General features: G+C 44.0%; 14 protein-coding genes. 6 read left to right on the forward strand and 8 right to left on the reverse strand.

The window, feature by feature from the left end:
- The first annotated feature begins 42 nt into the window (after window positions 1-42).
- On the forward strand, window positions 43-723 hold the full coding sequence (locus AB4140_RS07415; protein WP_102476466.1) for a TIGR01621 family pseudouridine synthase: 681 nt from the start codon (window positions 43-45) through the stop codon (window positions 721-723).
- 40 nt (window positions 724-763) lie between these two features.
- Here the strand turns inward: AB4140_RS07415 and AB4140_RS07420 are convergent, their stop codons facing one another.
- Entirely contained in the window at window positions 764-1,966 is a 1,203-nt protein-coding gene (locus AB4140_RS07420) for a GGDEF domain-containing protein (RefSeq protein WP_372000390.1), read from the reverse strand.
- Between the two features lie 139 nt (window positions 1,967-2,105).
- On the opposite strand from AB4140_RS07420, the gene AB4140_RS07425 reads away from it, so the two are divergent.
- Complete coding sequence (locus tag AB4140_RS07425) at window positions 2,106-2,273, forward strand: YqaE/Pmp3 family membrane protein (RefSeq protein WP_076541354.1); 168 nt, start codon at window positions 2,106-2,108, stop codon at window positions 2,271-2,273.
- 139 nt (window positions 2,274-2,412) lie between these two features.
- Window positions 2,413-2,634 (forward strand): DUF2986 domain-containing protein, encoded by a 222-nt coding sequence (locus AB4140_RS07430; protein ID WP_102436005.1) that lies wholly within the window; start codon window positions 2,413-2,415, stop codon window positions 2,632-2,634.
- Between the two features lie 71 nt (window positions 2,635-2,705).
- Here AB4140_RS07430 and AB4140_RS07435 read toward each other — a convergent pair whose 3' ends face one another.
- The 3 genes from AB4140_RS07435 to glp form a co-directional block, all read right to left on the reverse strand.
- Window positions 2,706-3,038: a DUF333 domain-containing protein gene (locus AB4140_RS07435; protein ID WP_372000392.1), complete on the reverse strand. Its 333-nt coding sequence runs from the start codon at window positions 3,036-3,038 to the stop codon at window positions 2,706-2,708.
- Between the two features lie 77 nt (window positions 3,039-3,115).
- Window positions 3,116-3,886, reverse strand: coding sequence for a molybdopterin-synthase adenylyltransferase MoeB (moeB, locus tag AB4140_RS07440; RefSeq protein ID WP_372000394.1), 771 nt, complete (start codon window positions 3,884-3,886; stop codon window positions 3,116-3,118).
- 38 nt (window positions 3,887-3,924) lie between these two features.
- Complete coding sequence (gene glp / locus AB4140_RS07445) at window positions 3,925-5,178, reverse strand: gephyrin-like molybdotransferase Glp (RefSeq protein WP_372000396.1); 1,254 nt, start codon at window positions 5,176-5,178, stop codon at window positions 3,925-3,927.
- A 137-nt stretch (window positions 5,179-5,315) separates the two neighbouring features.
- Here glp and AB4140_RS07450 point away from each other — a divergent pair, with 137 nt between their 5' ends.
- Window positions 5,316-5,672 carry a GIY-YIG nuclease family protein gene (locus tag AB4140_RS07450; RefSeq protein WP_102476462.1) on the forward strand — a complete coding sequence of 119 codons (357 nt, stop codon included), beginning with the start codon at window positions 5,316-5,318 and terminating at the stop codon, window positions 5,670-5,672.
- Window positions 5,673-5,743: 71 nt separating this feature from the next.
- Here the strand turns inward: AB4140_RS07450 and AB4140_RS07455 are convergent, their stop codons facing one another.
- From AB4140_RS07455 to hslR, 4 genes are all read right to left on the reverse strand, one after another.
- Entirely contained in the window at window positions 5,744-7,612 is a 1,869-nt protein-coding gene (locus tag AB4140_RS07455; protein WP_372000398.1) for a M14 family metallopeptidase, read from the reverse strand.
- Between the two features lie 197 nt (window positions 7,613-7,809).
- Window positions 7,810-9,351, reverse strand: a complete 1,542-nt coding sequence (locus AB4140_RS07460; RefSeq protein WP_102476460.1) for a phosphoenolpyruvate carboxykinase — start codon at window positions 9,349-9,351, stop codon at window positions 7,810-7,812.
- A gap of 299 nt (window positions 9,352-9,650) precedes the next feature.
- Window positions 9,651-10,511: an Hsp33 family molecular chaperone HslO gene (gene hslO, locus AB4140_RS07465; RefSeq protein WP_076541343.1), complete on the reverse strand. Its 861-nt coding sequence runs from the start codon at window positions 10,509-10,511 to the stop codon at window positions 9,651-9,653.
- A 33-nt stretch (window positions 10,512-10,544) separates the two neighbouring features.
- The gene (gene hslR, locus AB4140_RS07470) at window positions 10,545-10,943 is read right to left on the reverse strand and encodes a ribosome-associated heat shock protein Hsp15 (protein WP_102436019.1); all 399 of its coding nucleotides are present in this window, start codon (window positions 10,941-10,943) and stop codon (window positions 10,545-10,547) included.
- Window positions 10,944-11,189: 246 nt separating this feature from the next.
- Between hslR and gspC the strand changes: the two genes are divergently transcribed.
- Together gspC and gspD are read left to right on the forward strand one after the other, a co-directional pair.
- The gene (gene gspC, locus AB4140_RS07475) at window positions 11,190-12,098 is read left to right on the forward strand and encodes a type II secretion system protein GspC (RefSeq protein ID WP_102436021.1); all 909 of its coding nucleotides are present in this window, start codon (window positions 11,190-11,192) and stop codon (window positions 12,096-12,098) included.
- Window positions 12,099-12,123: 25 nt separating this feature from the next.
- Entirely contained in the window at window positions 12,124-14,268 is a 2,145-nt protein-coding gene (gene gspD / locus AB4140_RS07480) for a type II secretion system secretin GspD (protein ID WP_102436023.1), read from the forward strand.
- Window position 14,269 lies beyond the last annotated feature (1 nt).

The raw sequence follows: 14,269 nt of genomic DNA on the forward strand, positions 1-14,269 counted from the left end.
GATGTTATTTCGCATCAGTTATTCTTTAATAGAAGCCCATTTATGTATCAGCTAGTTGAGCAACATCCCGACTTTATTATCATTAATAAATCTGCAGGGGTTCATTTTCACAGTCAAGATGGTAAAGCCGGCGTAGTGGCTCAAGTTGAGGCTGATTTAGGGATTAAATTATATGCGGTACACCGCTTAGATACGCCAACTTCAGGCTTATTGATTTTGGCAAAATCTTCAGCCGCGGCTGCTATATTCACCGAGATGTTTAGCGCTCATAAGATCCAAAAATATTATTTGGCCATTGCTAAAGGTAAGCCGAAAAAGAAACAAGGTTGGGTGATTGGCGATATGGCTAAGTCGCGTCGCAGTATGTATAAGTTATTACGTTCTACTGAGAACCCCGCTATCACGCAGTTTTTTTCCCATTCAATTGCCGCTGGGACTCGGTTATATTTACTAAAACCACTGAGTGGTAAAACCCATCAATTACGGGTCGCGTTAGCCAGTCTAGCGGTACCGATTTTAGGGGATAGCCTTTATGGCGGAGAGGCATCAGATAGATGCTACCTGCATGCAATGGCGCTGCAGTTTGAATATAAAGCTACGCAGTACCAATTTATTCAATGGCCCCATTTAGGTGAGCAATTCAAACTGGCAGCAGTCACTCAGCAGCTAGCAAATGAATGGCAAAGTCCCAATGATTTACCATGGCCTGCGCCAGTAAAGTAAACGTGCTCAGAGTCATCACGCTTGCAGTAAAATGGATTTGTTAGCGGTTAATTGAATCGCTTTGTAAGCGCATTAGGTTGGCTGATTTAACACAATTGCGACCACTGTTTTTTGCTTGATACATGGCTTTGTCGGCCAGTCCTAATAACGCTTCGGCATCGACGCCTTCTTTCATGGTGACACAGCCGATACTGGCTTCAATGGATATGGTGTTACCGTGCCAGTCCAGTTGAATTTGAGCTAATTTATGCTGCAGTTTGCTTGCCACTTGTAGCACGTTATCTTCATCGGTTAAGGGTAAGATCAGCACAAACTCTTCGCCGCCAAAGCGGCATAAATAGTCTAATTTTCGGGTCGCTGAGCTCAATTGTTGCGCCACCGCTTTAAGCACTTCATCACCAGCCACATGACCATAATTATCGTTTATATCTTTAAAGCGATCTAAATCAATCACCATCACACTGAAGCTAACCTTATCCCTTAACCAGCGTTGATGTTCAGTATTGAGTTTATGTTGCAGGGCATTACGGTTCCATAATCCGGTGAGGGCATCCTTGTTGGCGAGAGTTCTAATCTTTACGACTAGGCGATTGATAGTGTTACCAATAATAAGAATATTCACGATCAAAATAAGTGCGATATAGGTCCATAAAATAGGGATAGATTCTTTGGCATTAAAGGCGGCGTAATTGGATACTTTTTCTGGATAGAGCATCAAAATGAACGCTCTGATAAAAAACATGAATCCAATAGCAACAATGGGGATGACTAACCAATAAGTTGCAAAAGCAGTAAAGTTAGCTTTCAATGCGACATAGTGATCTTTGGCGAGCATAAAAAATAGTGTGGCGGCACTAAAGGATAAAATAATCATCAAGTACGCAGAGCTAGAGGCTTGTGGTTTAGCCAATAGCATTAACCCGCCAGTGATAAACAGCAGCATTAAATCATTGCGATGGCTAGAGGTCAGGTGATACAGCCGTTGTGCGCCCCAGCGTAATAAACAAAAGCCAATCAGGATGAACATATCAGCGACTAGCCAATGTAAGTAGCTGGGTTCATCTGTGCGCTGAATGTAAAGCTGCATGCCGACAAGGATAGAAAAATTAGCCAATGCAAAGCGTGAGCTGGCACTGGGCGCGACCTTCATTGGTACGACCATGATGATCCAAGCGACAGTTGCTGCAATACAAAGCACGCAAATAACTTGAATTAACACTAAGCTACTACTATTTTCTATCATTAAGCCTTCAAAAATTTATAAATATTTCAATATGAAATTGTAGGTAAAATAATCATAATGATATTTAGCGACTTTCACAATTGGTTATTATTTTTACACTAGTTAGCTTTTACTGTTGATAAAAAGGACACTGAAACTTATGGACGCAAACAAAATTCTTCTGATTATACTGGCAATTTTATTACCACCGGTGGCGGTTTTCTTGAAAAAAGGGGTCGGTAAAGACTTACTGATCAACATCATTTTATGCTTATTATTCTTCCTTCCAGGTGTGCTACATGCGATTTGGGTGGTGATACAAGATTAATTAATCTTAAAATCTAAATACCAATTTTGATGATTCAAAATTGGTATTTTTAACCGTTCAATTGTAAAATCGCCCTCCATTTGAATATCTGCAGTAAAAATATTGAATTTTTTCGGCGTAACAGTAACGAGAGTATGCAATGAATCGTCGTAAAAAAATCAACTCAACCCTGAAAGCGAAAGCCAAAAAAGCCAATGCTAAAAAAGCTGGCAGTAACAAACCGGCCTACATTGCTAAAGCCGATAGAATTAAACTTGATGAAGCTGCAGTCACTGAGGTTGCAGTCACTGAAGTTGCAGCGGTGAAACCTGATAGTGCAGTTTTACAAAGTGACTTGGTAACGGCTACCACTACAAGCTAATCCGTTTTATCACGCTGATACTTATAATTTTAGGCGCTAGCCAATTCAATTGCGCTTAGCGTTCAGTGCCACTACGATTTTTGATGGTCGCGTCTAAATAATTCCCAAGACTCCACTACTTCACCGTCGGGTAAAGTGCACAGTAAGATATCGCCATTGATGTGAGCTATGGTCGCTAAACTGCCGTCTAGCTTAAGGCAGTAATCGGCAGCAGGATTAGTTTGGTGTAACGGGGTTATATCGTCACCTGAGCAGGCCGAGAGAAGGGTAACGCTACAGCCTAAGCACAGTGTTTGCATTGGCCTTAAGTGGCAGTAAAATTCTTGAGACGAGCTTGGTGTAAATCCAGTTATCTGGCGCAGTTGTTGAATGTTTAGATGCAGTTGTTGAAGAAGAGCTGACATAACAGAGTTCCTGTTTATAAAGCCGTTTTATCTCTTCTTCAACTATAGACAAGTTTGCCTTGTTAGGTGAATTACTTCTATTGCCCACAAACGGGGCAGTGAATTTGCTTCGGTAGTTTCATTTCTCGAAACTCCATCGTCATGGCATCAATCATTAGAATGCGGCCATTAAGCCCTTGGCCCATACCGCTAATGGCCTTAATGGCTTCAGTGGCTTGAATACAACCCACTAAACCCACGACAGGAGCTAATATTCCTGATTCAACACAGGTTAGCTGCTGCTCACCAAACAGACTGCTGTAGCATTGATAGCAAGGCGACTGCGACTGATAATCAAATACCGTCACCGTGCCTTCCATACGAATAGCTGCCGCTGAAATAAAGCTGACTTTATGCTTAAAGCAGCTGCGGTTAAGTTGCTCGCGAACTAATACATTATCAGTGCAATCCACCACCAGCATATGTGTTGATACTAACTGCTCAATGGCAGCTTCATCCAGAAACTGATTAATGGTATTGATGCAAATAAGTGGATTGAGTTGCTGTAATGTTTGCTTCGCAGAATCAACTTTTGCTTGGCCGATATTTTCATCATGATGCAGTACTTGGCGCTGCAAATTTGATAACTCCACGGTATCAAAATCCACTATGGTCATTTCACCCACACCTGCCACTGCCAGATATTGGGTTACAGTGCAGCCTAAACCGCCAGCGCCTATGACTAAGACTTTGGCTTGTTTAAGTTTCTCTTGGCCTTCGATATCCATGGCTTTAATGGATATTTGGCGGCTATAACGCAGCATTTCATTATCGGTAAGAATATCGTCAGTTAACATGTCATTGCTCATTAAGCTGCTAGCCCCTTGCTGTCGGTCATTATTAATCCTTAGCAAAGTACGCTGTTAAAGGGTTCAACTTCGACTGTGCTACCCGCTGCAACATCGCCTTGAAATTGCGCTAAGTTAATAAAGCAATTCGCTAGGCTCATTGAGGTCAACATGCCAGAGCCTTGACCGCCAGTGGTGGAAACAACTAACTCGCCATTGTCATCACGGCTAAGCACCCCACGCTGGTATTCGGCGCGGCCCGGCTGTTTACGGATAGGGCTTGAAAGTGTCGCTGTTACGATGACAGGTGCTTTAGGGGTTAAGCCCTGCATTTTGTTGATAATAGGCCAAACAAGCTTGTAGAACGTCACCATTGATGACACAGGGTTACCCGGTAAACCGCAGAATACCGCTTTACCTAATATACCAAAGGCAAACGGTTTACCCGGTTTAATGGCCAAGCGCCAAAAGGTGATTTCACCTTCTTCAGACAAAATTTGTTTGGTGTAATCCGCATCACCCACTGAAACCCCGCCAGAGGTGAGCACGATATCAGCTTGCTCTGCTGCTTCTCTGAATGCACCTCGAATAGCTTCTTTGTCATCTTCGATGACACCTAGGTCAATCCATTCCACGTTTGCTTGGGTTAATAAGCCTTTAATTGAGTAGCGATTAGAGTCATAAATTTGCCCAGGGGCGAGATCGCTACCAACAGGTCTTAATTCGTCACCCGTTGAGAAAAAGGCGACTTTAAGCTTACGTTTTACTCTGACTTGGCTAATACCGATAGTGGCCAGTACGCCCATCTCTGCGGCGCGAATTTGAATGCCACTTTTTAACACATTGGTACCAGCAAGCAACTCTTCGCCGCGGTAGCGCACGTTAGCGCCTTTCGCTTTGGGCGCTTCAATACTAATGATGTCAGCATTGGTGGTAGTTTTTTCTTGCATCTGCACTGTGTCATAACCAGCGGGTACCGGCGCGCCGGTCATTATCCTGATACAAGTATTGGCTTGAGGCGTCCCTTTAAAAGGGTGACCCGCAAATGAGGTGCCGATAAGGGTCAGTTCAGTCGATGCTGCGCTGAGGTTTAAATCTTCAAAACGAAAAGCAAAGCCATCCATTGATGAATTATCAAAGGGAGGCAAATCAATACAAGAAGCTAAATTCTCAGATAATACTCGCCCAACTGCATCATTTAAGCTGACCATTTCATTGTCTTGGGTGGCATTAACTTGCGCTAATAACGCTTCGATAGCCTCCTGTGGCGGCATTAAATCGGGTTGTGCGCAGGCATCTGGTTGCTTTGACATCGTTGCTTCCTCACATGGCTATTGCCATATACTGATTGCACTTAGCGAGTGCTAAGATGATAAGATTTATGTTTGATTCTGCATTATGCCATGCTGGCAGCAGATAACTATGATCAGACCGAAGGTTTTTTATATCGATGCCGACCCAAAACCAACAAACTGCCAGTGACTGCAATAATAGTCTAATGACCACATCGAAAAAGCCAGCAATCGTGGCATCTGCTTGGTTTTTATATATGGTCAAATGCCATAACGGTCACTTGTATACTGGGGTTACCACAGATGTTAGTCGCCGTTTTGCTGAGCATCAAGCTGGTGGCGTAAAAGCGGCTAAATTCTTAAAAGGAAAAGGGCCACTCACACTGGTATATCAAGAGTCACAGCCTGATAGAAGTCGTGCATTGAAGCGGGAAATAGCGGTAAAGAAGTTAACGCGTAGGCAAAAGTTAGCCATGATTGCGAGTTATGAAAACGCGCAAGCTAAAGCCACTTAACAGGCGCTTATGGCGTATTAAGTGGCAATGTTTGCTGCTGCAGCTGGTTATCGTTAGCTTTAGAATTTGAGTTAGTGAGATCTCAGTACTGGATACTTCAAGTATTGCTCATCGTAATAGGGGCTACGTTGATAAAACCAGCGCAGTCTGGCTTTCGGATCTGCAGCAAAGGCTTCATCCTCTAAGGCTTTTTCAAATTCTAGTTTCAAATTATCGTCTTCAGCCAGCATTTTGGCCGCTAATGGCTCGACGGCATAGTCTTCAATGTATTCAGTACGGGTAAAGATGCTATTGAAAAATCCCCATTGAAAAAACGAATCTGCAGATTGAGGTTCCAGCAGCAAAATGGCTAAATCACCCAGAGGTTGGTTAGTGGCAATTTGAATAGTACCAGCTGGTAAAGTGGTTGTTATTTTAACTTTAGTGCTGCTAGCTTTAACCCGTTGACGACCTTCATAATCTACTGCGTTAAATTCAGGCTGACTAAATTGGTATTGCGCCGCCTTGATGGTTTTAGGCTTTTCTAAGCGAGTCATTCTTACGCCATGTATGGCTAAGCGCTCAATCACTTGCTGCCACTGGGCGGGAACATAATAGAATTTAGGCCGTTGAGTGATGATATCGGCTTCAGTGTTACCCATTAGCGGTAAGTTAGGGTATAGCTTTGGCTGGCCATTCCATCTGACCACATTTGTGCCACTAATGTCACTTTGCTCAACGCTGTAGTCAATGCCTTTAAAATCCCAACCTTGGGGTTGTTTGACGCTTTGCCAAGTTAACGCAAGCTGCTGCGGGGTGCGGTACTTATCTTCATAAATTGCCGCTGTTAATTTAGTGCCATGCTCGGCAACCGTTTTAAGGGTTTGCTCAAGCATCACGTAGGTACCAAGCACCCGTTGTTTAAAGGGTTTTAAGCTGTGGTTTTCAATTAAAATGGTCGGTAAATGGCGCGCATCACCGTAACCATTTGAAAAGCGTGGGCTTGGATTCCAGTAAGACAGCCCTTTAGACATATTGGTATTATCAATGGCAAACACTAACCCGCCAGGGACATGACCTTGCTTGGTCAGCGCCGCTTCAACTTCAGGGCGATAATAGTTTTCTAGCCAATCAAAACTTGCTGGGCTATAGCCTTGTTTGACGTTGTAACCAAAGGTGACATCGTATTGGTAGTCGATGCCGTCAGTCACATGGACATCAATGTACAAGTCGGGTTGCCACAAATTGATGGCACGGATCATATGCTGTAATTCAAGGGTATCTAACTTGGCGTAATCACGGTTTAAATTAAGGTTTCTGGCGTTGGTGCGCCAGCCCATATTAACTGGCCCTCGCTGATTAACCCGATTAAACTCATCACTGCGCTCATGACCATCGACACTTAAAATGGGCACAAACAACAGATTTACCTTATCCAGTAAGGCTTTTTTGTCGCCATGGCTAATGTCACGTAGCAACATCATGCCGGCATCTTTGCCATCAATCTCGCCAGAATGGATCCCCGCCTGTACCAGGACTGTGGGTTTATTATTGCCGCTAAGCTCTTTAGCAGTGGCAGCCCCTTCTTCCGATGCGACCAGCATCCAAATATCACGGCCTTGGGGGCTTTTACCGATGGAGACTTGTTGCAGTAAATCACTGCTGTCGACCAGCTTGGTGAGCCATTGCTGGGTATCATTGTAATTAGGGCTGCTAATTAAATCGTTTTGCTCAAAAGGGGTCGCCCATGGTGCATTTTTTGATTGAATTAATGCTTTACTGGCGCCTTGCCAGCTGGCAATTGGCGGTAAAATCGGGTCGTTTACAAAGGTGTTATTAACGCTAGGGCTGGCAGTTATTATTTTTTCCGAATGCTTACTAAGGTTTTCAGTGGCGAATGCATTGCTATTGAGCAGCAAGAATGAATTAATCACTAGAGTGGCAATGATGGCGCGGCGCATAGATATCCCTATGATATATCCAAAGTTTATTGTGTCATCTTAAATTAATTCTCTATGGAGGCAATAGCAGATTGATACTGATTAAAGGAAAGTAAATTACGCCATTAAAAAAGCCGCAACTGGGGATTTGCGGCTTTTTGATTAGGCTTCAACTTGGTAGCGCCGTTATGACAAGTTAATATGTCATCGGCTCAACACTAGCTATTAGGGCCAGCATTTTTAATCTCATCAGACACGTCATACTTAGCAAAGTTTGCGGTGAACTCTTCGGCGAGTTGCTGAGCAAATTTGGCATATTCAGCTTTATCTGCCCAAGTGTTTACTGGGTTCAATAATGCAGTTTCAACCCCTGATACCGCGACAGGCACCTTAAGGTTAAGTTTATCAATATGCATGGTTTCAACGTCTTTAAGCTCGCCGCTGACAATGGCATCGACAATCGCGCGGGTCGTAGGGATGTCAAAACGCTTACCAACACCGTGAGGTCCACCAGTCCAGCCAGTATTAACCAAGTAAACTTGGCTGCCAAATGATTCAATGCGCTTCATCAATAGTTCAGCATAAACCCCTGCTGGACGTGGGAAGAATGGTGCGCCAAAGCATGTTGAGAAGGTTGATTGAATGGCTGCGGTCGAGCCCATTTCAGTTGAGCCGACTTTGGCGGTATAACCTGACAAGAAGTGATAAGCCGCTTGCTCTTTGGTTAACACAGACACTGGCGGTAATACCCCAGATACGTCACAGGTTAAAAACACCACCGAGTTAGGCTCAGCGCCACGATTTTCTTCAACGCGCTGGCCAATATGCTCTAACGGATAAGCAGCACGGCTGTTTTCAGTCAAGCTAGTATCTGTGTAATCAGGAGTGCGAGAGTCATCTAACACCACGTTTTCAAGTACGGTGCCAAAGCGAATCGCATCCCAAATAACCGGCTCATTTTTTTGACTTAAGTCGATACATTTAGCGTAGCAGCCGCCTTCAATATTAAATACCCCGCCCGGTGCCCAGCCATGTTCATCATCGCCAATTAAAAAGCGCTTAGGATCGGCTGAAAGGGTGGTTTTCCCTGTGCCTGATAAGCCAAAAAATAAAGTAGTGTCACCTTTAGCGCCCACGTTAGCGGAGCAATGCATTGGCAATACCCCTTTTGCTGGCAATAAGAAGTTTTGCACCGAGAACATCGACTTTTTCATTTCGCCGGCGTATTTAAGTCCTGCAAGCAGTACCTTTTTGGCGGCAAAGTTAATCATCACTACGGCATCGGAGTGGGTGCCGTCACGGGCAGGATCGCAAACAAAATCAGGTGCATTGATAATTTGCCATACTGCTTTATCGCCACGGTTAAAGCTTTCTGGGGTGATAAATAGATTACGGGCGAATACCTGATGCCAAGCATATTCTGTAGTAACACGAACCGGAAGGTAGTGCTCATCAGAGGCACCAACTTCAAGTTCAGAAACAAAAAGCTCTTTATCAGCAAGGTAGGCTTCAACACGGCCCCAAAGTGCATCAAAGGTATCGGCAGCGATACCTTTGTTGACTGAGCCCCAGTCGATTTCATCTTGGGTGTTGGCTTCTTGAACAATAAAGCGGTCGTTGGGAGAGCGACCTGTTCTTGCGCCGGTTTTTGCTACCAGTGCGCCATTGGCGGTTAATGTCCCTTCATTACGTTGTAAAGCAAGTTCAATTAACTCAGCGCTAGTAAGGTTAAGGTGTACGCTGTTGGTTTCATCTGTCATCGAGTGGTTCTCCGTCATAAGTAGGTCGTTTATCGGTCTATGGCGCCGATTTTTTTGTTTAGGATGACTTACGTTAGCTTGCTTAAGTTTGGCTTAGGTGCGGCTGAATTAAGGTTCGGTTGAACACTAAATTAGCGATCCCTATGCAATTTAATAATAACGCAATAACGGCACGGAGGAGTAACAGTTTGGTAACTTTTTTGTAATTAGTGGCATTTTTTAAGTTGAAAGGGGGATTTTTAGCGATAAAAAAAGCGCCTTAGGCGCTTTTTTTGAAAGTTTACTTGAGGAGGTAACAGTTATTGCTGCTTGTCTGCACTCATGTTACCAGCAAAGATTGCCGCAATATCGATACTGTCAAAGTTGTAAACTGCAGGACAATATTCACAGTCCATTTCAATTTTACCCTCTTCAGCGAGTATGGCTTCAACTTCTGCTTGCTCTAAGGTCGCCAGCGCTTTAGCGCTACGCTCTTTAGAGCAACTGCACTTAAAGGTGACATCGATAGGATCAAATAAGCGCACTTCTTCTTGATGGTATAAACGATGTAACACTTCTTCTGCGGTTAAGCCAAATAGCTCTTCTGACTTGATAGTATGAGTCAGCGCAGATAAGTGTTCGAACTCTTCGTTTTCTTTGTTTTCAGTCGGTAATACCTGTAACAACATACCGGCAGCTTGTTTACCGTCAGCAAATAAACGGATCACTGTGGGTAGCTGCTCAGATTGATTGAAGTATTCTTCTAAACAGGCTGCTAAATCAGCATGCTCAAGAGACACAATACCTTGGTAGCGTTCACCTTCATCAGGGGTTAGGGTAATCACCATAATACCTTGGCCAAACAGCTCCGCCAGTGAAGCGTCATCTGCTAACTCACCTTTCCAGCGGGCTATGCCGCGTAAGGCCTGTAAGTTGCTGCCATTGATAACTGCTAAAGATACTGGGCCATCACCTTGCAATTGCACACTGATGTCGCCAGTAAATTTAATGGTGGCTGTCAACAATGACGTTGCCGCCATTAATTGGCCGATGATGTGCTGTAATGCAACAGGGTAATCATGGGCGGCTAAAATTTCTTGGTAGCTGTTTTCCAGTTGTACCATTTCACCACGGACTTCGGCATTATCGAATAAGTAGCGATGTAATAGATCTTTGCTCATGTGGTCTCTCAATTTGTTGTGCCGTTAAAAAGTTTATAACTCTTTAAAGCGTTTAAGTTGTCGACGTTGCTTTTTATCCGGCTTAGTTTCAGGCGCCGGATTATTTAAGATATTTAATCTCCTGGCTTCAGCATTAAACTCGCGTTTTTTGATGCTTTCAGCCGTTTCTTGATATAGCGTTTGCGCTATAGCAGCCCCTTGTCGATGTTCAGACAATTGAGCAATAATTATTTCCCTATCATCGTGCCCTTGGCGAAGTCGCACTGTTGCACCGACTTCTGCTAGTTTGCTCGATTTGGCTCTTTGGCCGTTATAGTGAACTTTGCCACCATTGATCATGTCTTTTGCTAGCGAGCGAGTTTTATAAAAACGTGCCGCCCATAACCATTTATCTAACCTTACTGACATAGTATTAACTTGAGCTATGCTCATTAAGCCCCCTCAAAAGTGGTATGAGTTCACAAGGTTGACATTTTTCACATGTAAAATGGAGGCAAGAGCCTAAATAGTGGCATTTCTCACAGCCTTTTTAAGCGCGCAAATGTAGCATAATCAGCTGTATTTCGCCAATCCAGATGCTATGGGCTTGTTGCGACAAGCCGTGTAGGTTAGCATGATGCAGTATTTCCTAAATTAACAGAATAAGAACAGCGACCTGTGCTGAGGGTCAAAGCAAATATGGATGTATTAGATAAAGTTATTACCAAGGTTGCGGCTCTTCCTCAAAAGCAGCTGAGCGCGGCCTTCTTTTGGTTAGGGTTAGTGATCGTGCTATCAATTGCTGCTCAGATCACTTGGAAGTTAATGCCTGTTAATTCTCAAGCTGTAGCATGGCAACCATCGCCAACTTCTTCTGCTAGCGCGAAACGTATTGAGCTCAGTGGTGTGCAACAGTTATCACTGTTTGGTAAAAAAGGTGCCAGTGATACCCAAGCGAAAAAGCCCGCTCCAGTGGAACAAATTACCGATGCCCCTAAAACTAACTTGTCTATTTTGCTGACAGGCGTGGTGGCATCAACTTCTGATTCACATGGCCTTGCGGTTATCGAGTCAAAAGGCAGCCAAGAAACCTACAGCCTAGGTGACAAAATCAAAGGCACTTCAGCGTCATTAAAAGAAGTTTATGCCGACCGCATTATTATTACCAATGCGGGCCGCTATGAAACCTTAATGCTTGATGGCTTAAATTACACCACTCAAAGCCAAGCCAATGAATCACTTCAAAAAGCAAAACAAAATCGCACCGTGCAAACGGTTCAGCGCAGTGTGCTCTCTCAAGAGTTAGCCGATTCACGTGATGAATTACTAGCCGATCCGGGTAAATTAACCGACTATCTGGCTATCTCACCAGTCAGCGGTGCAGATGGCATCAGCGGTTATCGATTAAACCCGGGCAAAAATAAGTCTTTATTTGCCTCAGCAGGTTTTAAAGCAAATGATTTAGCCAAATCCATCAACGGCTACGACTTAACTGATATGGGGCAGTCGTTAGAAGTGATGGGGCAATTAGCAGAATTAACCGAAATTGGCGTCATGGTCGAACGTGATGGGCAGTTAGTTGAAATAATTTTTAGTTTGCCAGAATAGTATGGGCAGTAGAGGATTGAAAATAATGAAGAGTTACGGAATTCGACGCAAGTTATTTGCTGGAATGGTTGCCGGTATTGCCATGCTGGCTTCTCAAGCTGCTTGGTCGGAACAGTATGCTGCCAATTTCAAAGGCACAGACATTCAGGAATTCATTAATATTGTGGGTAAAAACCTCAATAAGACCATCATCGTTGATCCTACTGTGCGTGGCAAAATTAACGTCCGCAGTTACGACTTATTAGATGACGAGCAGTACTACCAGTTCTTCCTCAATGTTTTGCAGGTGTATGGCTATGCCGTGGTTGAAATGGAAAACCGCGTTATTAAAGTCATTAAAGATAAAGATGCCAAAACTGCAGCTATTCGCGTCGCTGATGATAACACCCCAGGCTTGGGCGATGAAATGGTCACCCGCATTGTGGCGTTATACAACACCGAAGCTAAACAACTAGCGCCATTACTGCGCCAGCTTAATGATAATGCTGGTGGCGGTAACGTAGTGAACTACGACCCATCTAACGTATTGATGATTTCAGGCCGCGCAGCTGTCGTAAATAAATTAGTAGAAATTGTTCGCCGTGTCGATAAGCAAGGTGATACAGCTGTTGAAGTGGTATCCCTTGAATATGCCTCAGCCGGTGAGATTGTCCGTATTGTTGATACCCTTTATCGCGCCAGCGCTAATCAAGCACAAATGCCCGGTCAAGCGCCAAAAGTGGTGGCTGATGAGCGTATGAACGCCGTTATTGTGAGTGGTGATGAAAAGAGCCGTCAACGCGTGGTCGATCTAATTCGTCGTCTAGATGCTGAGCAAGCTAACACTGGTAACACTAAAGTACGCTACTTACGCTACGCTAAAGCAGAAGATTTAGTCGAAGTGCTAACCGGTTTTGCTGACCAACTCGTGAGCGATCAAGATGCGGGTAAAACCTCGGGTAGCAAGCGTAAAGAAATTAATATTATGGCTCACGTTGATACCAATGCTTTGGTGATCAGCGCTGAACCGGATCAAATGCGCACCATTGAAAGCGTGATTAACCAGTTAGATATTCGCCGTGCACAAGTATTGGTAGAAGCGATTATTGTTGAAGTATCAGAAGGCGATGATGTTGGCTTTGGTATTCAATGGGCATCAGCTGCTGGTGGTGGTACTCAGTTTAATAACTTAGGCCCAACCATAGGTGAGATTGGCGCAGGTGTATGGCAAGCACAAGGTGAAGAAGGCACTACAGTGTGTACCGAAAATGGTACTTGTACTGAAAACCCAGATTCACGTGGTGATATTACCTTACTGGCGCAAGCATTAGGTAAAGTGAACGGCATGGCTTGGGGCGTGGCAATGGGTGACTTCGGCGCCTTAATCCAAGCGGTTTCAAGTGATACCAAATCAAACGTACTTGCAACACCGTCGATTACCACCCTTGATAACCAAGAAGCATCATTCATCGTTGGTGACGAAGTACCTATTCTTACCGGTAGCCAAAACTCAAGTAACGGTAACAGCAACCCATTCCAAACCGTTGAACGTAAAGAAGTGGGCGTTAAATTAAAAGTGGTACCACAAGTCAATGAAGGTAATGCGGTTAAGCTGACCATTGAGCAAGAAGTGTCAGGTATTAACGGTAAAACTGGTGTCGATGTGACCTTTGCAACTCGTCGCTTAACTACCACGGTTATGGCAGATTCTGGTCAGATTGTAGTACTGGGCGGTTTGATTAATGAAGAAGTACAAGAGTCAGTACAAAAAGTGCCATTTTTAGGTGACTTACCGATTATCGGTCACTTATTTAAGTCTTCATCAAGCGGTAAGAAAAAGAAGAACTTGATGGTATTTATCAAGCCAACCATTATTCGTGACGGTATCACCATGGAAGGCATCGCTGGTCGTAAATATAACTACTTCCGCGCCCTGCAACTTGAGCAACAAGAGCGCGGCGTAAACTTAATGCCTAAGACCAATGTGCCAGTGTTAACTGAGTGGGATCAAGAAGCTTACTTACCTGATGAAGTGAACGAAGTGCTTAATCGTTACAAAGAAGGTAAAGAGTTAGAAACTAAGATGCGCGAAACAGACCCTGCGCTTAAGCATATTAGCGAAAGAAAAGATCTAGACAATGCAGTCACTGAAGCTGCAGAAACCGAACAAGAAGATGATGCCAATGAGTGAA

The sequence above is a fragment of the Shewanella sp. 10N.286.51.B2 genome (assembly GCF_041469265.1).
Classification (GTDB): domain Bacteria; phylum Pseudomonadota; class Gammaproteobacteria; order Enterobacterales; family Shewanellaceae; genus Shewanella.